The organism is Dyadobacter sp. HNCC25DJ185 (assembly GCF_056895195.1).
In genome coordinates this window covers 263,163-285,861 of sequence record NZ_JBXHAR010000006.1, presented here as the reverse complement: position 1 = coordinate 285,861, position 22,699 = coordinate 263,163, and the positions used below count along the sequence as shown (strand labels likewise).

Annotated in this window: 19 protein-coding genes and 1 tRNA gene; 18 read left to right on the top strand and 2 right to left on the bottom strand. The window is 44.0% G+C overall.

What is annotated here, in order from left to right:
* Positions 1–122: 122 nt before the first annotated feature.
* From murD to ftsZ, 7 genes are read left to right on the top strand one after another with little or no spacing between them, the layout of a single operon-like run.
* On the top strand, positions 123–1,466 hold the full coding sequence (murD, locus tag AC1XUF_RS18750; protein ID WP_483343352.1) for a UDP-N-acetylmuramoyl-L-alanine--D-glutamate ligase: 1,344 nt from the start codon (positions 123–125) through the stop codon (positions 1,464–1,466).
* Positions 1,467–1,496: 30 nt separating this feature from the next.
* Positions 1,497–2,651, top strand: coding sequence for an FtsW/RodA/SpoVE family cell cycle protein (locus AC1XUF_RS18745; RefSeq protein ID WP_483343351.1), 1,155 nt, complete (start codon positions 1,497–1,499; stop codon positions 2,649–2,651).
* Position 2,652: 1 nt separating this feature from the next.
* Positions 2,653–3,750 carry an undecaprenyldiphospho-muramoylpentapeptide beta-N-acetylglucosaminyltransferase gene (gene murG, locus AC1XUF_RS18740; protein ID WP_483343350.1) on the top strand — a complete coding sequence of 366 codons (1,098 nt, stop codon included), beginning with the start codon at positions 2,653–2,655 and terminating at the stop codon, positions 3,748–3,750.
* Between the two features lie 30 nt (positions 3,751–3,780).
* Positions 3,781–5,172 carry a UDP-N-acetylmuramate--L-alanine ligase gene (gene murC / locus AC1XUF_RS18735; RefSeq protein ID WP_483343349.1) on the top strand — a complete coding sequence of 464 codons (1,392 nt, stop codon included), beginning with the start codon at positions 3,781–3,783 and terminating at the stop codon, positions 5,170–5,172.
* A 25-nt stretch (positions 5,173–5,197) separates the two neighbouring features.
* Positions 5,198–5,974 carry a cell division protein FtsQ/DivIB gene (locus AC1XUF_RS18730; protein WP_483343348.1) on the top strand — a complete coding sequence of 259 codons (777 nt, stop codon included), beginning with the start codon at positions 5,198–5,200 and terminating at the stop codon, positions 5,972–5,974.
* A 15-nt stretch (positions 5,975–5,989) separates the two neighbouring features.
* Positions 5,990–7,339 carry a cell division protein FtsA gene (ftsA, locus tag AC1XUF_RS18725; RefSeq protein ID WP_483343347.1) on the top strand — a complete coding sequence of 450 codons (1,350 nt, stop codon included), beginning with the start codon at positions 5,990–5,992 and terminating at the stop codon, positions 7,337–7,339.
* A 41-nt stretch (positions 7,340–7,380) separates the two neighbouring features.
* Positions 7,381–8,811: a cell division protein FtsZ gene (gene ftsZ, locus AC1XUF_RS18720; protein ID WP_483343346.1), complete on the top strand. Its 1,431-nt coding sequence runs from the start codon at positions 7,381–7,383 to the stop codon at positions 8,809–8,811.
* Positions 8,812–8,863: 52 nt separating this feature from the next.
* Here the strand turns inward: ftsZ and AC1XUF_RS18715 are convergent, their stop codons facing one another.
* On the bottom strand, positions 8,864–9,406 hold the full coding sequence (locus tag AC1XUF_RS18715) for an NADPH-dependent FMN reductase (protein WP_483343345.1): 543 nt from the start codon (positions 9,404–9,406) through the stop codon (positions 8,864–8,866).
* A gap of 253 nt (positions 9,407–9,659) precedes the next feature.
* Between AC1XUF_RS18715 and accD the strand changes: the two genes are divergently transcribed.
* Positions 9,660–10,502, top strand: a complete 843-nt coding sequence (gene accD / locus AC1XUF_RS18710; protein WP_483343344.1) for an acetyl-CoA carboxylase, carboxyltransferase subunit beta — start codon at positions 9,660–9,662, stop codon at positions 10,500–10,502.
* 1 nt (position 10,503) lies between these two features.
* On the top strand, positions 10,504–11,481 hold the full coding sequence (locus tag AC1XUF_RS18705) for a radical SAM protein (protein ID WP_483343343.1): 978 nt from the start codon (positions 10,504–10,506) through the stop codon (positions 11,479–11,481).
* On the opposite strand, the gene AC1XUF_RS18700 is transcribed toward AC1XUF_RS18705, so the two are convergent.
* Positions 11,478–11,957, bottom strand: coding sequence for a nuclear transport factor 2 family protein (locus AC1XUF_RS18700; RefSeq protein ID WP_483343342.1), 480 nt, complete (start codon positions 11,955–11,957; stop codon positions 11,478–11,480). The two genes, AC1XUF_RS18705 and AC1XUF_RS18700, sit on opposite strands and share 4 nt — an antisense overlap.
* Positions 11,958–12,019: 62 nt before the next feature.
* On the opposite strand from AC1XUF_RS18700, the gene smpB reads away from it, so the two are divergent.
* From smpB to AC1XUF_RS18655, 9 genes are all read left to right on the top strand, one after another.
* The gene (smpB, locus tag AC1XUF_RS18695; protein WP_483343341.1) at positions 12,020–12,478 is read left to right on the top strand and encodes an SsrA-binding protein SmpB; all 459 of its coding nucleotides are present in this window, start codon (positions 12,020–12,022) and stop codon (positions 12,476–12,478) included.
* A 147-nt stretch (positions 12,479–12,625) separates the two neighbouring features.
* Positions 12,626–13,135, top strand: coding sequence for an HNH endonuclease (locus AC1XUF_RS18690; RefSeq protein ID WP_483343340.1), 510 nt, complete (start codon positions 12,626–12,628; stop codon positions 13,133–13,135).
* A 209-nt stretch (positions 13,136–13,344) separates the two neighbouring features.
* Positions 13,345–15,159, top strand: a complete 1,815-nt coding sequence (rpsA, locus tag AC1XUF_RS18685) for a 30S ribosomal protein S1 (protein ID WP_483343339.1) — start codon at positions 13,345–13,347, stop codon at positions 15,157–15,159.
* 83 nt (positions 15,160–15,242) lie between these two features.
* Positions 15,243–15,313: transfer RNA gene (locus AC1XUF_RS18680), tRNA-Cys, on the top strand.
* Between the two features lie 275 nt (positions 15,314–15,588).
* Entirely contained in the window at positions 15,589–16,878 is a 1,290-nt protein-coding gene (locus AC1XUF_RS18675; RefSeq protein WP_483343338.1) for a c-type cytochrome, read from the top strand.
* A 48-nt stretch (positions 16,879–16,926) separates the two neighbouring features.
* Positions 16,927–20,022 (top strand): TAT-variant-translocated molybdopterin oxidoreductase, encoded by a 3,096-nt coding sequence (locus tag AC1XUF_RS18670; protein ID WP_483343337.1) that lies wholly within the window; start codon positions 16,927–16,929, stop codon positions 20,020–20,022.
* 48 nt (positions 20,023–20,070) lie between these two features.
* The gene (gene nrfD / locus AC1XUF_RS18665) at positions 20,071–21,504 is read left to right on the top strand and encodes an NrfD/PsrC family molybdoenzyme membrane anchor subunit (protein WP_483343336.1); all 1,434 of its coding nucleotides are present in this window, start codon (positions 20,071–20,073) and stop codon (positions 21,502–21,504) included.
* A 37-nt stretch (positions 21,505–21,541) separates the two neighbouring features.
* Positions 21,542–22,072 carry a DUF3341 domain-containing protein gene (locus AC1XUF_RS18660; protein WP_483343335.1) on the top strand — a complete coding sequence of 177 codons (531 nt, stop codon included), beginning with the start codon at positions 21,542–21,544 and terminating at the stop codon, positions 22,070–22,072.
* Between the two features lie 14 nt (positions 22,073–22,086).
* Complete coding sequence (locus tag AC1XUF_RS18655) at positions 22,087–22,695, top strand: c-type cytochrome (protein WP_483343334.1); 609 nt, start codon at positions 22,087–22,089, stop codon at positions 22,693–22,695.
* Positions 22,696–22,699: the final 4 nt, after the last annotated feature.

The window sequence follows — 22,699 nt, the reverse complement described above, 5'->3', positions numbered from 1 at the left end:
AAGAGGCATAGTTAATGTGCCTCTTTTTTCTTCAGCAATTGGGAAGGAAGTCAAAAAAGTTTTCCGCAAAAGATTTACCTTCGTAGCCTACGCTAGGTCGTTTAACGTTTAAATCAGGTTTTGTGCAAAAAAGAGTTGTTATTTTGGGTGGTGGGGAAAGCGGTGCCGGGGCTGCTATTTTGGCTAAATCCAAAGGTTTTGATGTCTTTTTATCTGACAAAGGGCAGCTGCAGCAGAAATATATAGACAGACTTGTCCAGGAAAATATTCCTTTCGAGCACGGCCGGCATTCTGAAGGAATCATTCTCAATAGCCATTTGATCGTAAAAAGCCCGGGAATTCCCGATACCGTACCCTTAATCGTTGCTTTGAAGGAAAGAGGGGTACCCGTGATCTCGGAAATTGAATTTGCAGCGGGGTACACTAACGCACGGTTGATTGCCATTACCGGCAGCAATGGCAAAACAACGACAACTCTTCTCACCCATCACCTTCTTAAAACAGCCGGTTTGAACGTAGGGCTAGCCGGTAATATAGGCGATAGTTTTGCATTGCAGGTTGCTGAGCAGGATTTTGACTACTATGTGTTAGAAGTCAGCAGTTTTCAGTTAGATGATATTGTCAGTTTCCATCCTTATGTTTCGATACTGCTCAATATAACTCCTGATCACCTGGACCGTTATGGCTACAATTTCCAAAACTATGTTGACTCCAAGTTCAACGTAATCCGTAATCAGACAGAAGAAGATTTTCTCGTTTATTTTGAAGATAGCGAAGTACTTAGATCAGAATTATCAAAAAGAAACCCGCCGGTAAAACAGGTTGGTATTTCTCTGGAACAGGAACTATCCGGAGGAGCTTATCTGGCAGGTGAAAAACTGGTATCTCAGGTTCAGGGAAATTCTTTTGAAATAGAATTTAACCAGCTTCCAATTAAGGGTCCACATAATGCAGTTAATGCCCTAGCGGCAATTTCCGTTGCCCAGATCCTGAAAGTGGCGGAGGAAAAAATAGCAGAGGGCTTGAAGTCTTTTGAAAATGCCCCTCACCGGTTAGAGGAGGTGAAAGTGATTGATGGTGTAACTTATATCAATGATTCCAAAGCCACCAATGTTGACTCTGTTTTTTACGCACTGGGCAGCTTTAATCAGCCGATTATTTTGATAGCCGGAGGTGTGGATAAAGGGAACGATTATAGCCAGATCGAGGAATTGGTGCGTAATAAAGTGAAGGGCCTGATTGTTTTAGGAAAAAGTTTTGAAAAGTTGCAAAACTATTTTTCGAGAATAGTGCCGCAGATTTATATCACCCAGGACATTCAGGACGCTGTTAATAAGGGCCGGGAATGGGGTGTTCCGGGTGACGTCGTGTTGCTGTCACCGGCATGCGCCAGTTTTGATTTGTTTCAGAACTATGAGGATAGGGGCGATAAATTCAAAGCGGCTGTTGGGAAACTCGTCAAATAATCAACATTTACATTGCTAGCAAATACCAACATGGATTTCTTGCAAAAGACAAGAGACGATACGCAAGCATGGTTTGCAAAAAACCTTAAGGGGGACCCCTGGATTTGGGGTATCTGTATCGTGATGCTGCTATGGAGCGTTGTCGTTGTGTACAGTGCCAGTGTGAAGGATGCGTATAGCCAGATGGATGGAAATACCGAATACTATCTTTACAAGCACGTGTTACTCTGCGCTGTTTCGCTCGTAGTCATGTTCTTTATTCACCGGATACCTTATATTAAATTCGTATATGTGACCCGGCTGGCGGTCTGGAGTTCTATCCTGTTACTGATATTCACGATGTTTTTTGGTACGTCAGTCAATGATGCTGCCAGATGGATCGAAATCCCGGTTATTGGTCAGCGTTTTCAACCTTCGGAATGGGCAAAAGTCGCGCTGATAGCACATTTGTCGCTGATCTTGGCGCGGCATATCAAGGGTGGCTGGAATACAAGAGAACTTTTTATGGAACCTCTGTCGCTTGTTGGGGTAGTTTGTGGCCTGATCTTTACCAGTAATGTATCGACGGCCGTCATGCTTGCGGGAATTTGTTTTTTGCTCATGTTCGTGGGAAAAGTTCCTTTGCACTACCTGTTTTTCACGGCGTTTGGGCTCGTATTTTTCGCAACGATTGCAATTCTTTTGAATTCTACCCAACGCGCAGGCACTGCTCAAAACCGTATTTCTGCCTTTTTTGACAAAGATATCGTGGTATACCAATCCCAGCAGTCCTATATGGCGATGGCGCGCGGAGGATTGTATGGCGAAGGGGTTTCTAAAAGCCGACAGAGAAGGTTTCTTCCTGAACCTCAAAAAGACTTCATTTTCGCTGTGACAGTGGAAGAATACGGGACCCTGGGTGGCTCCATTCTTATAATTTTTTACCTTATTCTCCTTTATCGGGGACTTAAAGCAATTGAGGCAACCAAACGTCCTTTTGGAGGGCTACTTTCTGCCGGACTTACATTTATAGTGGTGAGTCAGGCATTTTCGGCTATGGCTGTGACAGTGGGACTGGTACCCGTCACAGGCCAAACATTACCCTTTTTTAGCCAGGGAGGCACGTCCCTGATATTTACAGGAATTGCAATGGGGATGATCCTTAGTGTAAGTCGGGGCGAAATCTTGGAAGAGAAACGCATTTGAAATGTCAAAAAAAGTGATTATCAGCGGTGGCGGTACCGGCGGGCATATTTATCCGGCCATTGCGATTGCCGACGCATTGAAGCAGAAGTTTCCAGGACTAGAGGTGCTTTTTGTAGGTGCTTTGGGGAAAATGGAGATGGAGAAAGTGCCCAGAGCAGGTTATGAGATTATCGGTTTGCCGATCGCTGGAATAAAAAGGGCCATTTCCATCGATAATCTCGCGCTTCCGTTTAAGCTCGTCAACAGTCTGATGAAGGCTAAGGGCATTATAAAAGACTTTGGGCCCGACGTGGCTGTAGGGGTAGGTGGTTTTGCAAGCGGTCCGTTGCTGATGATGGCTTCTCTTGCGGGAATCCCTACGTTAATCCAGGAGCAAAATTCTTATGCGGGCATTACCAACAAGTTTCTGGGGAAGAAAGCTGCCAAAATCTGTGTGGCATACCCGGGCATGGAGGCATTTTTTCCAAAAGAGAAGCTGGCTCTCCTTGGTAACCCGGTCAGGAGCGATATAGTAGATGTTTCTTCAAAATACAAAGAAGCACAGGTACATTTTGGCCTGGTCCCTGATAGAAAAACGTTATTCGTAATGGGAGGAAGCCTTGGGGCAAGATCTATCAATGAAAGCATTAATGCCGGCTTGGAAGAATTACTTAAAGCGGGGTATCAGGTTCTCTGGCAAACGGGCAAGAGCTATATTGATACCGCATTGGTAACTATCGAAAAGCTAGGTACGGATCATGTTAAAGCCTTTGATTTTATTTATACAATGGATCTCGCCTATGCGGTTGCAGATGTGGTGGTGTCAAGGGCGGGCGCGCTTTCTGTTTCAGAATTATGTCTGGCTGCAAAGCCTTCTATATTAGTTCCTTACCCTTTGGCATCGGAGGACCATCAAACCAAAAACGCATTGACTTTGGTAGAACAGGGTGCCGCCTGGATGATCAACGACGCTTCGGCTAAGCAGGATTTGGTTTCGCGGGCGCTTGATTTACTGAATGACATTGGTCAGCAGGCAACTTTGAAGGCCAATATCCGAACACTGGCCAGGCCTTCTGCAGCCAGCGATATTGCGGATGAAATATTGAAATTAATCAGATAAATTTTAGGATACAGCGCTATGTCATCTTCAATGACGAATTGGAAATTCATTTATTTTGTTGGGATCGGAGGTATCGGTATGAGTGCGCTCGCCCGTTGGTTTCAAGCAAACGGCTTTGAGGTGGCAGGCTATGACAAGACCATGACACCGCTGGTCGAGAAACTGATCGAAGAGGGAATTGAAGTAACACTGGATGATAGTGTTGAAACGATACCAGAGGCGTTTAAAAGAGATTCGCAACAAACACTTGTTATTTATACACCTGCAGTTCCGGTACATCATATACAAATGAACTACTTCCGGCAGAAGAACTTCCTGATTTTGAAGCGTTCGCAGGTTTTAGGAATTCTTACTAAAAATCTTAGAACGATCGGGGTAGCAGGTACACATGGAAAAACAACTACTTCTTCTCTGGTCGCGCATATTTTAAGACACACTCAGGTTAACAGTGCCGCGTTCCTTGGCGGTATCACTCAAAATTACGGTACCAATTTGCTTTTGAATGAGCCCACCGAAAACTTGGAAGAGGTTTTCTGCGTGGTTGAGGCTGACGAATTTGACAGGTCGTTTCTCACGCTTTTCCCTGAGATAGCGATTGTAACGTCTACGGACGCCGATCATTTGGATATTTACGGTGAGCATGAATCCGTATTGGCGTCGTTCCGTGAATTTGTCAGTCAGATTGATGAGGGAGGGGCGCTTTTTATGAAAGACGGGCTTGCACTTGCCTCCAGTACCAAGGCCGATGTCTATACTTACGCTCTGCAAAGCGGGGCCTACCGTGCCAATAACATTCACATTGAAAATTCCCGTTTTGTTTTCGATTTGATTTATCCGAACGGAATGATCGCTGGTATCGCTATGAAGATTCCAGGGTATCATAACATCGAAAATTCCATTGCAGCCAGCGCCGTGGCACTTTATATTGGGATTTCACCGGAAAAAATCAAGGAAGCGCTGGAGAGCTATAAGGGCGTAAAAAGGCGCTTCGAATACCAGCTGGAAGAAGATACGAAGGTCTATATCGACGACTATGCACATCACCCTGCTGAAATTGAAGCATTCCTGTCATCCGTTAAAGGGCTATACCCAGGCAGGCATGTGACCGCTATCTTTCAACCGCACCTGTTTACTCGCACACGCGATTTCGCGGACGGATTTGCGGAAAGTCTTTCACTGGCAGACCGGCTTTTGCTGCTGGATATTTATCCTGCAAGGGAGCTGCCGATTGAAGGAGTTAATTCCGAAATGATCCTGGAAAAGGTCAAGTCGACGGACAAGCAACTGGTTAGTAAAGAGCAAGTACTGGCCATTCTGGCGAATCTTGACACGGATATTATAGTTACCATTGGAGCCGGAGATATTGATACTTTAGTGCAGCCTTTACGGCGGCAGCTCAAAAACTCATTTGCTAATAATTAGTAAAAGCATTTTTAATATTACTAAGATGTTACGTAAATTTGATTATTCATGGCTTTTGTTGAAACGTAGCTTATGGCTGATACTGCCCATCGCAGGAATTGGTATGGCCGAAAGCAGGCTTGGTAATCAGCGCTGTAACAATCTCGTTATTTCTATCAAGGGGGATTCGGGGGCACGTTTCTTAAACCAAATGGATGTCCGTATGCTTCTTACCGAAAACGGTAGCGACCCATTGCTGGGAAGCAAATTGGAAGATGTTGCTTTGAACGATCTTGAAAACCGGGTCAGAAGGAACAAATTGATCAGAAAATGCCAGGTTTATCGTGACCTCAGGGGTAATATAGTTGTAGAAGCAGAACAGGAGAAACCACTTGCGCGCTGGATCAGCACTTCAAAAAATGGGGAAACGCGGAGTACGTCGGGATACTATATTAACGATGAGGGCGTTTTTTTTCCTCTATCAGACAGTTATTCAGCAAGAGCATTATTGGTTTCCGGGTCTTTTTTTAGTGACTCGAAGAAAATGCAGACCGTGAAAGGGTTATCTGTCATGGAACTGCTTCGTTTCCTGGATTCAGATCCTTTTTGGAAAGCCCAGGTTGCTCAGGTAGATGCCGATAAGGACGGGGAAATTCATTTGATGACAGTACTGGGAGATCAGAGGATCGAATTTGGTACAGCTGAAGATTATCAATCTAAATTTAAAAAGCTTAGAATTTTTTACGACAAAGTGCTAAGTCAGGATTGGAGCAGATTTAAAAGAATTAGTGTTAAGTTTCAAGATCAAATCGTTTGTGAATAATAATTCACCATCAACATGGCACACGAAAAAATTGTAGTAGGGGTAGATATTGGAAGTACAAAAATAGCCGTGATTGCTGCACAAGGGTCCTCTTCCGGATCCCGACAGAATAACATAGAAATTTTGGGCTTTAGTGAAGTGGCAATGCCTTCTGGGGCCGTGGTCAACGGCTCGGTTGAAAATATAAAGCAGGTTGGTGGGGCAATCAGAGAGGCTTTGCAGGAAGCTTCATCCCGTTCTGATCTGGACATTGGTATCGTCAATGTAAGTTTTGGTGGCTCGCATGTAAAAGTAAGCGCCCAGAGCGACGGTGTGATCAGGCCTTCGGCTTCGTCCGGGGAGGAAGTGACCCAAAGAGATGTGGACCAGTTGGTGGACGATATGTACCGGGCGAGGGTAGAACCGAATTTTGATGTACTGCACGTATTGCCCATGGAATTTGTGGTAGATAATTCGATGGGCGTTCGCGAACCTGTAGGAAGGACAGGAATCAAATTAGGGGGAAATTTCCTGATTATCTCTGGGGACAATCAATCTATTCTGCGCACAAAGAAAAGTTTGGCTGATGCAGATCAGAACCTGAAGTGTGATAAGATGGTTTTTGGGCCGCTTGCAACAAGTTTGGCGGTCCTAACAGATAATGAGAGGAAAGCGGGAATTGCCCTGGTCGATATCGGGGATCATACAACCGATCTTGTAATCTATCACGACCGCATCATCAGGCATATTGCCACGTTTCCTATTGGAGGCCGTCACATTACGAGTGATCTGGCTATTGGATGTGGAATTCAATATGAAAATGCCGAACAATTAAAAAAGGTATACGGATCGGCGATTTCAGCTGAGATTCCCCTCAACATTGAAATTTTGGTGAATTTTTTGACAGGCAGGGCTCCCAAGCCTGTACTGAAAAGGAATGTGGCGTTGATTATTGAGGCACGTTTGAAAGAAATTGCGGCAATGGTTTATGCTGAGATTATCAATTCGGGCTATTTGGACAGACTGATTGGCGGAATTGTCTTAACAGGAGGCTCAGCCAACATTGAAAACATTGAGAATCTTTTTGAAAAGGTAACTGACATGGCTGTCAGGGTAGGTTATCCCGAAAACCTGGAAAGAACGCCAAAAGCTGAAGCAGTAAGCAATTCCACTTTTACTACTGCGATCGGTTTAGCCTGGGCAGGTCTCAAATCCATTGATACGAGGGTTAAGTCAGTCTGCAAACCGGCAACCGCTTTCAATACGGGTGTGGTTCAAAGAGAAAAGCCGAGGGAAGTCAAAGAACCTGTGAAGAAGAGCGTGACTTTCTGGGATAATATCAACAGCATCATTGGTAAGAAAGATGATAGTTTGGGAGACTATTGAAAACTGACAGCAGAAGTTATACGAACTCAACCCCGGGAATTATGAACACAAGCTTGTTACAATCTTTAGACCAGGATTACATAGTGAACGAAATCGTGAAAGACCAGCCGAGTGGCGGAAGACAAGGTGAGCCTGCAATCATTAAAGTTATCGGAGTTGGCGGCGGCGGCAGCAATGCCGTCAACTATATGTTTGAGAAAAAAATTACAGACGTTGAATTTGCTGTCTGTAATACGGACAGGCAATCGCTCGCGAAGAGTCCCGTGCCTGTTAAAATACAACTCGGAGCTACCCTGACCCAGGGGTTGGGTGCTGGCACCGACGCTGTAAAAGGCAAGGAAGCTGCTCTGGAAACAATTGAAGAGATCAAAGGTTTACTTGGAGGGTCCACCCAGATGGTATTTATCACAGCCGGAATGGGTGGGGGTACGGGAACAGGTGCAGCGCCGGTAATTGCTCAGCTTGCCAGAGAAATGGGTAAGTTAACCGTAGCTGTGGTAACGGCACCATATACCTGGGAGGGGCTTGACAAAAAAGAACAGGCATTGGAAGGTATCGAGCAACTGAAAAAATATTGCGATACCGTTCTGGTCGTGTTAAATGATAAGTTGGAGGAGTTATATGAAGATATGACTATTACACAGGCATTTGCTGAGGCCGATGGTATACTTCTCAACGCTGTGAAAAGTATTTCAGAAATCATCACAACCAGCGGAAATATCAACACGGATTTCAAAGATGTAGAAAAAGTGCTGAAGGGCGCAGGACAATCTGTAATGGGTACTTCTGAATCAACCGGTATTGACCGTGCTCAGACGGCCATCAAAGAGGCGTTAGATTCTCCGCTTTTGAATGACAGAGACATCAGGGGAGCAAAACGGATCCTGGTAACACTTGCGACGAGTAAGAAGAAAGAGGCGACAATGAAGGAACAGCGTGAGATATGGAGCTACGTCCTTTCACAGGTCGGCGGAGAAGCAAGGATGTTCAAGCTGGGTACGATTACCGATGAATCCTTGACGGACAAACTGCGTGTAACAATTGTTGCCGCAGGGTTTGATAGTTTGGAATCACCGATTCCGGGGATGCAGCTAAGTAATCGTTTCGGAGCAAAGACAGATTCTTTTGTCAATGACAGTTTCATGCAGGATACGACCCAGCCGGAAGAGGAATTGGTGCTTACAGCAGAAGTTAGCGAAAATACATTAACGGGGCCCGCCGACATTGTCCTGGAGCAGGATATTATTACATCAGGATTTCAGCAGTTAAGCAATTCATTAACCGAAGTAGAGGATAATAACGATTGGGAAGACGAAGAGGCTGAAAGGATCACCGTTATGGTCAATTCATTCAGGGATAAGCTGGTGAAATTTGCTGACCTGGAGGGTCCGGCATTCCGTAGAAGCAGGGTAGAGCTTTGGAAAAAACCAGCCATACCGGCGTCTGAAATGGAGCAGCACTGGTTGAAATAAATCAATAAAGCAAAAGGGAGCGACTAGCTCCCTTTTGCTTTATTGAAGTTCATTAAAAATGAATTATCTGCCCTGCCTGTATTTCGAGCAACTCTTTATATAACGCATTTGAAATCGACTTATCCTTATAATGCGTCCGGATCTGACCTAATTTTACTCTTAATGCCAAGGTGTTCATGCCCAGATAGCTGAAGACATCGTTTAAATGGCTTAGTGCAATTGCAGCACCCTGCATGTTGGACGACAAGCCAACGAGTGCGGCTTTTTTGTTGGCAAAGCTGTTAGGGTAGGGCAAGCCATCGATAAAGGCTTTAAGCACCCCAGGATAGGATCCATTGTACTCTGGAACAATAAAGACAAACTTATCAGTTTTTTCAAGTAATGATTTCAGACTGTTGAAATCCTCGTTTTTACCCGAGTTTTCGTAAAGCGCCGAGACGGTGAAATCATGAGGGAGATTGACGAGGTCCAGAATGATACTGGGTGCATTGTGCTGCGTAAGTAGGTCCTGATAATATTCAGCAATTTTTCGCGACATCGAGTTTGGTCTGTTGGTGCCAACGATAATTACGATAGGGAAATTACTTGTACTCATTGAAATGCGGTTGATTAACTCCTTTTGCCGTAGGGCTGTCTGAAAGCAGGTTATTTTGTTAACAAATTATCATCAAAATTGTTCAAAAGCTGTGGCAGCGGCAAATCAAAACCCGCCGTACGACGAATTCGGGGCTTCCTAGTTTTCAGGATACCGAACAATTATTCTTATATTTGAGGCCAACGTTCATCACGAAAATCGGATAAGTACTTAGCATTTAAGTGTTTATCGAGATATTAACCCACATAAATATATGTCCTGGTTTATTCGGAAAGAGAAAGGTATCAACACACCGACCGAAATGAAGCGAGAAGCTCCAGACGGTTTATGGTATCAATGTCCAAATTGCAAAAAAATTACCCCTACCAGAGAACATAAGCAGAATGCTTTTACATGCCCTCATTGCAATTATCATGAGAAAGTAGGCTCAGATGTATATTTCAACCTCCTGTTTGATGATAACGAATTTATAGAACTGGACGAGAACCTGACGTCCGGAGATCCGCTGCATTTTGTTGACACAAAAGCATATCCAGACCGCATTAAGTCGACTATGGCTAAAACCGGTTTGAAAGATGCGGTGAGAACAGGTCATGGGAAGATGAATGAAATCAGCATTGTAATTGCCTGTATGGATTTTAATTTTATTGGGGGATCCATGGGCTCGGTGGTTGGAGAAAAGATCGCCCGCGGGATTTCATATGCATTGGAACATAAGTACCCTTTTCTAATGATTTCCAAGTCCGGCGGTGCGCGCATGATGGAAGCGGGATTTTCGCTAATGCAAATGGCAAAGACCTCTGCCCGTCTTGCACAACTATCCGAAGCCAAAGTACCTTATATATCGTTATTAACAGATCCTACCACTGGAGGTGTTACAGCATCTTACGCTATGCTGGGAGATTTCAATATTTCTGAGCCGGAAGCGCTGATTGGATTTGCAGGGCCGAGGGTTATCCGTGAAACGATTGGTAAAGATTTGCCCAAAGGCTTCCAGAGTGCAGAATTTGTACTAGAGCATGGATTCCTCGATTTTATCGTTGACAGAAAAGATTTGAAGGATAAGTTAACAAGTCTGCTCACCATGCTTCGCTGATATGCGCCTGGTATCCCATCCGGTTCTGTGTAACTATTATGTAACATATCGTTGCAATGCGTCATGCAGCTTCTGTGATATCTGGGAGAAGCCTTCGCCGTATATTACAGTTGAAAATCTAAGAGAAAATCTAAGGGATTTAAAGAAATTGGGGGTCAAGGTGATTGACTTTACGGGTGGGGAGCCCTTGCTCCACCGTCAACTTGATGTGCTCTTACGTGAGGCAAAGGCAAATGGAATGATCACTACGGTTACCAGTAACGGCCTTTTGTATCCCAAATATGCTGAAAAGCTCCGGGGACTTATCGATATGCTCCATTTTTCCCTGGACTCACCGGATCAGGAAGAACATGATAAATCCAGGGGCGTGAAGTGTTTTGATAAAGTGATGGAATCCATTGAAATCGCCAGATCCTTTGGAGAAAGACCAGATATTATTTTCACAGTTTTTGAAGATAATATTGGCAAGATACGTCAGCTCTGGGAAGATATCTGCCTGCCCAATAATCTGGTACTGATACTTAACCCTGTTTTTGAATACAATAACGTTGGCTCGAATCTGTCAAAGGAATCATTGAAGGAACTCTTGTGGTGGGCGAAACAAAAGAACGTTTATCTCAACGAGGCATTTATTCAATTGAGGCTGGACGGAGGTAATCACGTGGATGATCCGGTATGCAAAGCTGCAAGTACTACGATTGTTATATCTCCCGAAAATAAGCTGGTCTTGCCCTGTTATCATTTGGGGCTCAAAGATTTTCAAATCGAAGGCAAGCTTTTTGAGCTTTATCACTCCGATGAAGTGCAAAAGCTGGTCGCTTTGGAAGGCCGTTTGCCAGCTTGTGAAGGCTGTGCAATTAATTGCTATATGCAGCCTTCGTTCGCAGTTGAAATGAATCGTTACTGGTGGAAGGCATTACCAAGCACTATCAAGTACAACCGGATGAAAGGAACTTGGAAACAAATGGTCAGGTTCTAGTCTCCGCGGCATTGGTCTTTTCTTCGCGTGTCCGTGATATCGCTGATTTTCCAACCCGTTTTTTGTTTTACCAAGGTAAATATGTTTACCCCGCAGTGCGAGAATTTTTCTCCAAGGTAAAATTTGTAAGGGGCCCATACGACCGCCACGGGCCCATCGACGGATATTTTTACTTCATAAATCTTTTCATCCCATTTTTCATTGTGCGGTGTACCTACCGCCTGCATAAATCCAACAATATCGCTCTTGTGAATAATCAGTGAGTCTGCGGCATTTTTAGAAACAGAAGTAAGCGTGCAAGTCGGGAGAAAAACCTTTCTTAACATGGTCGAATCGCCTGTCCGCATTCCATCAAAGAGCATATCAACGGCTCCCATAATATTTGGATCATATTCTTGACAACGTGCTTGGGTAGAGCAAAGGAGAAATGTACCGAAAAGCCAGCTAAGTCCCATTGTGTGTACAGTCTTGTTCATGAGTTGGTATAGTTTTAACAATAAATTAATTTTGAACCCTTTTCTTAATTCCAGAGTGTAATATGTCTGAAAAAATAGTTAAAAAAGTAGATATAAAGAATCGGCGGGCATCGTTCGAATACTTTTTCCTCGAAGAATTTACTGCGGGTATATCGTTGACCGGTACGGAGATCAAATCGATCCGGCAGGGAAAAGTGAATTTCCAGGATGCATATTGTTTGTTCATGGACGGAGAGTTGTTCATTAGAAGTCTTCATATTTCGCCATATACCGAGGGGACGCATTATAACCATGAGCCAATGCGTGACCGTAAATTGTTGATTACTAAAAGAGAACGAAGAAAACTGATTGAAGGATTAAAGGATCAGGGCCTAACCATTATCCCGGTCAGGATGTTTACCAGTGACAGGGGCTTGGCGAAGCTGCACATCGCTCTGGCAAAGGGTAAAAAATTGTACGATAAGCGCGATACGATTAAGGAAAGAGACATCAAGCGCGAAACCGATCGGATGAACTTTTGATAAATTCGTTAAAGAGGTCGGGCAGGAGGCTAAATACTATCATTTGAGACACATAATGAAATTATCTTGGCCCCACTTTCGGAGTTTGCGGAGCGGTTTTTATGGTAAAAAATTCCTATATTGTCGGAATTAACTACCGCAAGGCTCATGGGTAAAGTACTGGTTCTTAATCAAGATTACAGCGCGTTAAGTGTTTGCACAGTTCCGAAAGCGTTTTTGTTAGTCTACATGAACAAAGCTGAAATGTTGGCCGAATCCCCGCAGCATTACCTGCGTACGGTCAACGATCAGTATCCAATGCCAATCGTAATCCGCCTCAACCGCTACATTCACATTCCTTACAGAGGCGTAGTTATGACCAGGCAAAATCTTTTCAAGCGGGATGGCAACCGATGCCAGTATTGTGGAACACATGACAATCTGACACTGGATCATGTGATCCCGAAATCAAGAGGTGGAAAAACCACCTGGGATAATTTAGCAACGGCCTGCAAAAGATGTAATTCGCGGAAAGGCGATCATACCCCCGAGGAAATTGATATGCCACTGAGGCAGCGGCCTTTTCGTCCTTCTTTCCTGATGTTTATCAGAGATTTCTCTGGGCTGGCGGACGACGAATGGCTTCCTTACCTGGGAGCTAAGGAGAGAGCCTATTGATAAACAGCATTGCGGGCCACCCGATGCCTGGACGAGCCTTGTAAGGGATTTTCTTCCCTTTACTTTTTCAAATAAAATTTCCAGATCTCTTCGGAAATTCTTCTCAAAACGCGTACTTTTGCGCTCTCATTTTCTAAAAATGCTTGTTTAACTAATTTTCAGCTATTTAGCTCGGGAGCTGATGTACAGAAGAGCGATGATTCCTATTTATGTCTAAGGAAAAACAAAATCAACCACTTCCCGATTTTGATTGGGATAAAGCAGCTGACAAAGGTTTTGGTACAGGATATTCATCCGCTGACCGTGATCGTTTGGAGCAAATGTATGAGACTACCATTTCACCTGTTCAGGAAAAAGAAGTAGTAAAAGGCGTGGTAGTTGGTATTACAGACCGCGAAGTGATCCTGAATATCGGTTTCAAATCCGACGGTATCGTTTCGTCCAATGAATTCCGCGATTTGCCAGGAATGAAAATCGGCGATGAAGTAGAAGTTTATGTTGAAAATCAGGAGGACGCACAAGGCCAGCTTGTTCTTTCACGTAAAAAAGCGAAAGTTATTACTGCATGGGATAACATCCAGAAATCATTTGATGAGGATGTGGTGATCGATGCAAACGTGAAGAGAAGAACCAAAGGTGGTCTTATCGTCGATATATTTGGTATTGAGGCTTTCTTACCTGGTTCACAAATTGATGTGAAACCAATCCGCGATTTCGATATTTTCGTTGGAAAGCGTATGGAAGTTAAGGTTGTGAAAATCAACTACGCAAACGACAACGTAGTAGTTTCTCACAAAGTGTTGATTGAAAAAGACCTTGAAGCGCAACGTCAGCAAATTCTGAACAACCTTGAAAAAGGTCAGGTATTGGAAGGTGTGATCAAGAACATGACCAACTTCGGTGTGTTCATCGATCTTGGTGGCGTGGATGGTTTGTTGCACATCACCGATATTTCTTGGGGACGTATCAACCATCCTTCCGATCTGTTGTCATTGGACCAGAAACTCAATGTGGTTGTATTGGATTTCGACGAAGAGAAAAAACGTATCTCTCTTGGCTTGAAACAACTTCAATCTCATCCATGGGATTCTCTGGCAGAAGACATTCAGGTTGGTTCGAAAGTTACAGGTCGCATCGTTAATGTTGCAGATTATGGTGCTTTCCTTGAAATCAAACCGGGAGTTGAAGGCCTGATCCACGTTTCTGAAATGTCATGGTCGCAGCACCTGCGCAATCCTCAGGAATTTATGAATGTAAATGATGAGATCAGTGCGGTTGTATTGACCCTTGACCGTCAGGAACGCAAAATGTCTCTTGGTATCAAGCAATTGACTGAAGATCCTTGGACTCAGGGTTCATTGAAAGAGAAATATGCAATTGGTACACGCCATAAAGGTGTTGTTCGCAACCTGACCAACTTCGGTTTGTTCATTGAGCTGGAAGAAGGTATCGACGGACTTGTTCATGTTTCTGACCTTTCATGGACCAAGAAAATCAAACATCCTTCTGACTTCGTGAAAGTGAATGACGAGCTGGAAGTCGTAGTTCTTGAATTGGATGCAGACAACCGTCGCTTGGCTCTTGGGCATAAACAGCTGGAAGAGAATCCATGGGATACTTTCGAAACAATCTTTGAGGTTGGGTCAGTGCATAAATGTACAATCGTAGCAAAAGGTGATAAATTCGCGACACTTGAACTTCCTTATGGAATTGAAGGCGTTGCCGCAATTAAAAACCTTGCTAAAGAAGACGGTACCCTTGCAGAGGTAGGTGAAAGCCTGGATTTCACGGTGCTTGAATTCCTGAAAGACGAGAAGAAAATTGTTCTTACTCACTCAAAAGTGAAGAGTGCGCCAATCGAGGAAAAGAAAGAAGATAAGCCGGCAAGATCGGCGCCTGCTAAAAACACGGGTTCTTCCGACGCAACACCAAAAGAGGCTGAGAAATCAACCTTTGGCGACCTTAGCGTTTTGTCTGCTCTGAAAGAACAGATGGAGGAAAGTGAAAAAAAAGGTAAAAAGTAAATACCATAATGCTGAGTAGCCAAAATTTTGGATACTTTTGCACCCGGAATAGCTGTCGGCCTAGCTGGCAGCTATTCAAATTTGGTTCCGTGGCCGAGTGGCTAGGCAGAGGTCTGCAAAACCTCGTACAGCGGTTCGAATCCGCTCGGAACCTCACCAATAACCGGCGCGCTGAGTATTAATTTTGCGCACAAATAATTAGCTGAAAAATACCATTTAGGGGGATTCCTTTTTAGGCCTTCAAAATGGTATTTTTTTTGTTAAATATTTGAAAATCAATATAATATTGGTCTGAACTTTAATCGAATTTTAACCTATAAATTAGACAAATTATAAATAAGATGGCGGTTCAAAATATCCCCGAAATACTTTTGTGGATAAAAAATCGTGAACTAGTTTTGTCTGCTGAAGAATAATGAATAGTTGATTATGAATATATCATTCCGTACGGACGCTAAATTTTGTTCCTATTTTAGTTGCTCAAAAATCTTTATAGCTATTCTCGTAGCTGTATTATTAAGCCTGCCAAATTTAGTTTCTGCACAAGATAGCACCGCCACTGCCGGTGCTGCTCCCGCCGGTGGCGGAGACGCTGCCAAAGGCGAAACAATCTTCAAAAACAACTGTGCTCAGTGCCACGCTACAACCGATGAGCGTGTGGTGGGGCCAGGCCTTAAAGGTGCAAGTACACGTCATGATTTTGCATGGCTCTCGAAATGGGTACGTAACTCGCAGGCTGTTATTGCATCGGGCGATCCTTACGCGGTAAAGCTCTATAACGAGTATTCAAAAGCCCAAATGACAAGTTTTCCTAATTTATCGGACGACGATATTAAAGGAATTTTTGCCTACATAGATAAAGCAGCTACTGCCGCACCAGCCGCTGCGGCACCCGCTGGTGGAGCTGCCGCTTCTGGTGGAGATTCGAAAGGCGAAGGTCCATCAGATCTGTTTATGATCGTCTTGGCAGCCTTGGTAATTGTGATGTTGCTGGTACTTGGCGTTTTGGTTGTAATTGTATCCTTGTTGTCAAAGGCAGTGAGCGGTGAAACCGCAGAAACGGCTAAGCCTGACTTTATGACCAGTCTGGGTAATTCATTGAAACGAATTTCAATGGATCCGGCTATTAGGTCAGCCACCATGTGGATCTTCGTATTGCTGGTCTTGAAAGCAACTTTGGACGGTGCGTATAATGTCGGTGTTCAACAAGGTTATGCGCCAAAGCAACCTATTTCATTCTCGCACAAGCTGCATGCAGGCGAGTATAAGATAGATTGTAATTACTGTCACACGGGTGTTAACCGTGGTAAGTCCGCCCATATTCCTTCCGCTAACATTTGTATGAACTGCCACGGTGTCATTAAGAAGGAATCTCCTGAAATTCAGAAAATTTATACTTCCATCGAGAATAACCAGCCCATTGAATGGGTTCGCGTCCATAACCTTCCCGATCTCGCTTACTTTAACCACGCACAGCACGTAAACGTGGGCGGACTAGAGTGCCAGAATTGCCACGGAGAGGTTGAGAAAATGGAGGTAATACAACAACGTTCTTCGCTTACCATGGGATGGTGTATCGACTGTCACCGTAAAACAGAAGTAAATACGAAAGACAATAAGTATTACGATAAGTTGGTGCAGCTACATGCTGGCGAAAGCAAAGAGGCACTTAAAGTAGCTGATATAGGTGGTTTGGAATGTTCTAAATGCCACTATTAATCAATAGAAATTAATACCGGATACAACTCATTTGTATTGAATAGTTTTATGGAAAACATTAATAAAAGATACTGGCGGGGACTTGAAGAGCTGCGGAATGACGAAAAATTTGTAAAAGAAGCAGGTTCAGAGTTTGGGGCAGGACCAACTGAAAGCCAATATGAGAGTTTGGTTGACGGTGTAGGTACCCATCGCCGTGATTTTTTGAAAGTTCTTGGTTTTGGAATGGCGGCTGTTTCTCTTGCAGCCTGCGAAACGCCTGTTAAGAAAGCTATTCCTTACATTAATAAACCTGAGGGGGAATTCCCTACCATTGCCAACTGGTATGCATCGACTTATGCAGAAGGTGGTGATTACGCAAGCATTTTAGTTAAGACACGTGAGGGAAGACCTGTTAAGATAGAAGCTAATTCATTATCGAAAGTTTCAGCTGGTGTTAGTTCTCGCGCTCACGCTTCTCTGTTAGGTCTGTATGATAATGAGAAACTGAAGGGGCCCAAAAAAGGAGCAGATACGAAAGTGAGCTGGGAAACTGTTGATCAGGAGATCCAGGCTCAATTGTCTCAAACGGCTGCCAAAGGAGGTGCAATCCGCATCCTTTCATCGACCATTTTAAGCCCGTCCACAAAAGCTGTCATTGCAGACTTTACTGCTAAATATCCGACTACTACCCATATCGTTTACGATGCCAATTCATCTGCCGCTATTCTGAAAGGGAATGAGCTTTCTTTTGGCAAGGCGATTTTACCTTCCTACGATTTTAGCAAAGCAAAGGTAATTGTAGGTATTGATGCAGACTTCCTTGGAACATGGATTGCACCGGACACTTTCTCAGCGCAATTTGCTGAAACCCGTCGGGTAAGTAGTGATAAGGAAGGTAAAAAGGATATGTCGCGGCACTATCAATTTGAATCGGTTCTTTCGATAACCGGATCCAATTCAGATTATCGGTCCGCGGTTAAACCTTCTCAGCTGGGACTTGTTGTAACTTCTCTATATAATAAGGTTGCAGCTAAATTGGGTGGGACAGCCATATCATCTGCGCCTATTCAAGTTCCGAATCTGGACAAAGCTGCTGCTGAATTGGTTGCCGCCAAAGGTCAGGCATTGGTAGTTTGCGGCATCAATGACCCCTCTGTTCAGGTAGTTGTAAATGCACTTAATAGTTTGTTGGGAAGTTACGGCTCTACCATCAATCTTGACAAGCCTGCTTACTATCGTCAAGGAAACGATGTAGCAATGAATCAGTTGGTGGATGAGATCAAGGGAGGGAAAGTTTCCGCTTTGATTTTGTTTGGTGCTAACCCGGTTTATGATCATCCAAGAGGCGCTGAGTTAGCTTCTGCTCTTCCTCAGATTCCGTTGAGTATATCGTTTAACGATCGTGCCGATGAAACATCTTCACTTCTGAAGTATATCTGCCCTGCTCCTCACTATCTGGAATCCTGGAATGATGCGCAGCCAGTAGCTGGATCATATAGCCTTACACAACCAACAATTAGCCTTATTTTCAGCACGCGTCAGGCTCAGGCCAGTTTACTGAAATGGGCTGGTTTACCTTCTGACTATCATGAATATGTGAAGGCATATTGGAGAAAAAATATTTATACGCAGGGAGGTTCGGGTGACTTTGAACAATTCTGGATTAAGTCATTGCATGATGGTGTTTACGACACCAGTGCAACTGTGGGCGGTTCAGGCAATGCTTTTTCCGGGGATATAGTTGCTGCGGCTTCTAATATTGCCAAGAAATACAAAGCTTCTACTTCTTCTATTGAGCTTGCGTTATTTGAGAATTTGGCGCTCGGAAATGGATTTGCTGCAAATAACCCTTGGTTACAGGAGCTTCCTGAGCCGGTAACCAAAGCATGTTGGGACAATCACGCTTGTATTTCTCAGAAAACAGCCGCAGAACTCGGCGTCGTGCAGGGTGATGTCGTGAAGGTGGATATCAAAGGAAAATCTGTTAGTGTTCCGGTTATTATCCAACCAGGACAAGCAAACGGAACAGTTGCAATTGCGATAGGATATGGCCGTGAGAAAGCAGGGAAATCCGCAAATGGCGTTGGCAAAAATGTTTATCCGCTAGCATCGTTTTCCGATGGATTTTTGTCTTTTGCTCCCGGTGAAGTTACAATTTCAAAAAAAACTGGTGAAACCAGAGAAATTGCTCAGACTCAGACGCATAATACAGTGATGAACCGAAAGTCGGTTTTGCAGGAAACGGTGCTTGCACATTTCCAAAAAGATCCGATGGCAGGAAGGTTTGTACCTAAGATTCCAACCTCAGAGGGAACTGTGGACGCAACAGATCTATCCCTTTGGAATGGTCATAAATATAAGAACCATTCATGGGGTATGGTTATTGACCTCAATACCTGCTTTGGATGTGGATCTTGTGTGATCAGCTGCCAATCGGAGAACAATATTCCGGTTGTGGGTCGCCAGGAAATTATCAATAGCCGTGAAATGCACTGGCTGAGAATTGACCGCTATTATAGCAGTGATGCTGATGTGGAAGATTTGAGAGGGCTTGAAGTTGCTTCAGAAAACCCAGAAGTGACCTTCCAGCCGATGCTTTGCCAGCACTGTAACAACGCTCCTTGTGAGACCGTTTGTCCGGTTTTGGCAACTACTCACAGTTCTGAAGGATTGAATCAAATGACATACAACCGTTGTGTTGGTACAAGATACTGTGCAAACAACTGCCCGTATAAGGTTCGGCGTTTCAACTGGTTCAAATATTTTGACAACGACAACTTCGATTACAATTTCAATAATGATCTTGGCAAAATGGTCATTAACCCTGACGTTACTGTACGTTCAAGGGGAGTAATTGAAAAGTGCTCGATGTGTGTTCACAGAATTCAGGATGCCAAACTGACCGCTAAGAAAGAAAGAAGGCGCATTATTGATGGTGAGGTTAATGTAGCTTGTGCTTCTTCCTGCCCAACAAACGCAATTACTTTCGGAGACATGAATGATCCAGAAAGCAGGATTTCGAAAATGCTGGAAGTAGAAAGAGAGGGCCGCGCGTTCCATATGCTTGAAGAAATCAATGTTCGCCCGCAAATATCTTATCTCACCAAAATCCGCAATAAGGAGGCAGTGGTAAAGGGGGCTGAGGAAAAAGAACACGCTTAGTTATACATAGTAGAATCGAAGATTAACTCATTATAAATAATTTGTAATATGCATGTTACTTCACCTGTAAGAGAACCGCTGATTCAAGGTGGGAAAACGTACGCAGACGTAACGGAAGATATTTGCCGCCACGTGGAAAGTACTCCAACCAAGGAATGGAAGATTGCTTTCGGTATCTCCCTTTTGGTGTTGGCTTATGGATCTGCCTGTCTTGCATGGACTTGGTGGGAAGGCCTTGGTGTTTGGGGTTTAAATAAAACAGTAGGCTGGGCCTGGGATATTACCAACTTCGTTTGGTGGGTGGGTATTGGTCATGCTGGAACCCTGATCTCTGCTATCCTTTTGCTTTTCCGTCAAAAATGGAGAACGTCAATCAACAGAGCAGCAGAGGCGATGACGATCTTCGCGGTTATCTGTGCTGCGTCATTCATCTTAATGCACATGGGGCGTCCATGGATGGCCTATTGGGCTCTACCATTGCCTAATGCATTTGGGTCTCTTTGGGTTAACTTCAATTCGCCGCTTGTTTGGGACGTTTTTGCGATCAGTACTTATTTCTCCGTATCGCTTGTGTTCTGGTATATCGGTTTGATCCCTGATCTTGCTACGATCCGTGACCGTGCCACTAGTAAAATATCCCGTTTCATGTATGGTACTTTTGCAATGGGCTGGGATGGTTCGGCAAAAACATGGGCCAGATATGAATACATCAGCTTAATCCTTGCCGGTTTATCCACTCCTCTTGTACTCTCGGTTCACACAATTGTAAGTATGGACTTTGCTACCTCGGTAATACCGGGCTGGCATACAACAATCTTTCCGCCATACTTCGTGGCGGGTGCGATTTTCTCAGGATTCGCCATGGTGCAAAACCTGATGCTCATCACACGCGTCGTTTACAAGTTGGAGGATTACATTACACTGGAACATATTGAAACAATGAATAAGGTAATTACCCTGACCGGTTCTGTTGTGGGGGTTGCCTATATTACTGAGTTTTTTATCGCTTGGTACGGAGGTGTTGAATACGAATACTATGCGTTTTTTAATCGTATGACCGGACCGTACTGGTGGGCATATTGGGCAATGATGACTTGTAACGTAATTTCTCCACAGCTTTTCTGGTCGAGAAAGCTTCGTCGCAGCATTACATTTACGTTCTTCATTTCTGTGGTCGTAAACATTGGGATGTGGTTCGAGCGGTTTGTAATTATTGTAACATCGCTGCACAGGGATTATATACCTTCTAGCTGGGCCATGTTCTCTCCAACCAGATATGATATTGGTGATTACATTTTCTCATTCGGTTTATTCTTTACGTTGTTCTTGCTTTTCTCCAAATACCTACCAGTTGTGAATATGGCCGAAGTGAAGGCGGTGTTAAGATCGACATCTGCCCAGCTACCCTCAAAAATCGCAGGAGTTGCTAAAGTGAGGCAACGTGGAACTGCTCAGCCAGTTTACAATAAGGATAAGGAATAGGTAGTAGACTTACAGATATTTAATTATAAGTAATAGTATGGCAGAATTATCTGGTAAATATTTAGTCGGAGTTTATGACGACGACGATACTGTCCTTCACGCAGTACCAAAGCTTAGAAAGGCAGGCGTAAAAATTAAGGAGGTGTATTCTCCTTTTCCAATCCACGGAATGGATGATGCACTGGGCCATCCTAGAACCAGGATAGGTATAGCTGCCTTTATGTTTGGCGTAACAGGTTGCCTTTGTGCGTTGACTCTGACCATATGGACAATGGGGATTGACTGGCCGATGATTGTAGGTGGCAAGGATCCCATTTCTATTCCAAACTATATTCCGGTCACTTTTGAATTAACGGTACTTTTTACGGCTTTCGGAATGGTAATTACATTCCTAATCTCAAATGGACTTGGACCCGGTACGCATTTTCATCCAAGATTTGACGTTCGTTCTACCGACAACAAATTTGTCATGGCGATAGAATTGGGCAGGAATTCGATGAGTGAAGAGGAGATCGCCAGGGCTTTAAAGGACAGCGGAGCAGAGGAAGTCAACGTTAAACAATTTTAAAGGAGTTCTAGACAATGAAATTTAAAAGTTTAAATAGATATCTGCTGGTTACCGCCGTTCTGCTTGCAACTGTTTCCGGTTGTAAAAAGGATCCCAACAATCCGGGAAAGGAATATGCTCCTAATATGTATTTGCCTGTTGGCTATGAGCCTTACAAGCAAGAGAAACCCAATCCGATCAATCCAATGGGATTGACCATGAGGTTACCTGTTGCCGGAACTGTGGCAAGAAGAAATTACAAGACATCGTTCGGAGAATCGGATTCTGCAACTGTAGACCTGATGGTTTATAACATTCCTGCCGACAGCATTTCAGTCTCAGAGAGAGTTTTGAAAAACCCGATACCACTCAATGAAAAAACGGTTGCGGAGGGAAAGGTTTTATATGACAGATATTGCCAGCATTGCCACGGTGCAACTGGTGCTGGTGATGGTAAGGTAGGAGCGATGTACAAAGGGGTTCCAAACTATGCCAGCGACGCATACAAAAATTTGAACGAAGGGCATATTTTTCATGTGATCACCTACGGAAAGGCTCGCATGTGGCCTCATGGCTCTCAAATAAATCCTGAGGAACGCTGGAAGATTGTGCATTATGTACAAAAACTGCAGAAAGGGGCTTAATTAG

Coding starts and splice junctions, on each gene's coding strand:
- AC1XUF_RS18745 (WP_483343351.1), top strand. CDS start 1,497: ATGGATTTCTTGCAAAAGACAAGAGACGATACGCAAGCATGGTTTGCA.
- murG (WP_483343350.1), top strand. CDS start 2,653: ATGTCAAAAAAAGTGATTATCAGCGGTGGCGGTACCGGCGGGCATATT.
- murC (WP_483343349.1), top strand. CDS start 3,781: ATGACGAATTGGAAATTCATTTATTTTGTTGGGATCGGAGGTATCGGT.
- AC1XUF_RS18730 (WP_483343348.1), top strand. CDS start 5,198: ATGTTACGTAAATTTGATTATTCATGGCTTTTGTTGAAACGTAGCTTA.
- ftsA (WP_483343347.1), top strand. CDS start 5,990: ATGGCACACGAAAAAATTGTAGTAGGGGTAGATATTGGAAGTACAAAA.
- ftsZ (WP_483343346.1), top strand. CDS start 7,381: ATGAACACAAGCTTGTTACAATCTTTAGACCAGGATTACATAGTGAAC.
- AC1XUF_RS18715 (WP_483343345.1), bottom strand. CDS start 9,406: ATGAGTACAAGTAATTTCCCTATCGTAATTATCGTTGGCACCAACAGA.
- accD (WP_483343344.1), top strand. CDS start 9,660: ATGTCCTGGTTTATTCGGAAAGAGAAAGGTATCAACACACCGACCGAA.
- AC1XUF_RS18705 (WP_483343343.1), top strand. CDS start 10,504: ATGCGCCTGGTATCCCATCCGGTTCTGTGTAACTATTATGTAACATAT.
- AC1XUF_RS18700 (WP_483343342.1), bottom strand. CDS start 11,957: ATGAACAAGACTGTACACACAATGGGACTTAGCTGGCTTTTCGGTACA.
- smpB (WP_483343341.1), top strand. CDS start 12,020: ATGTCTGAAAAAATAGTTAAAAAAGTAGATATAAAGAATCGGCGGGCA.
- AC1XUF_RS18690 (WP_483343340.1), top strand. CDS start 12,626: ATGGGTAAAGTACTGGTTCTTAATCAAGATTACAGCGCGTTAAGTGTT.
- rpsA (WP_483343339.1), top strand. CDS start 13,345: ATGTCTAAGGAAAAACAAAATCAACCACTTCCCGATTTTGATTGGGAT.
- AC1XUF_RS18675 (WP_483343338.1), top strand. CDS start 15,589: ATGAATATATCATTCCGTACGGACGCTAAATTTTGTTCCTATTTTAGT.
- AC1XUF_RS18670 (WP_483343337.1), top strand. CDS start 16,927: ATGGAAAACATTAATAAAAGATACTGGCGGGGACTTGAAGAGCTGCGG.
- nrfD (WP_483343336.1), top strand. CDS start 20,071: ATGCATGTTACTTCACCTGTAAGAGAACCGCTGATTCAAGGTGGGAAA.
- AC1XUF_RS18660 (WP_483343335.1), top strand. CDS start 21,542: ATGGCAGAATTATCTGGTAAATATTTAGTCGGAGTTTATGACGACGAC.
- AC1XUF_RS18655 (WP_483343334.1), top strand. CDS start 22,087: ATGAAATTTAAAAGTTTAAATAGATATCTGCTGGTTACCGCCGTTCTG.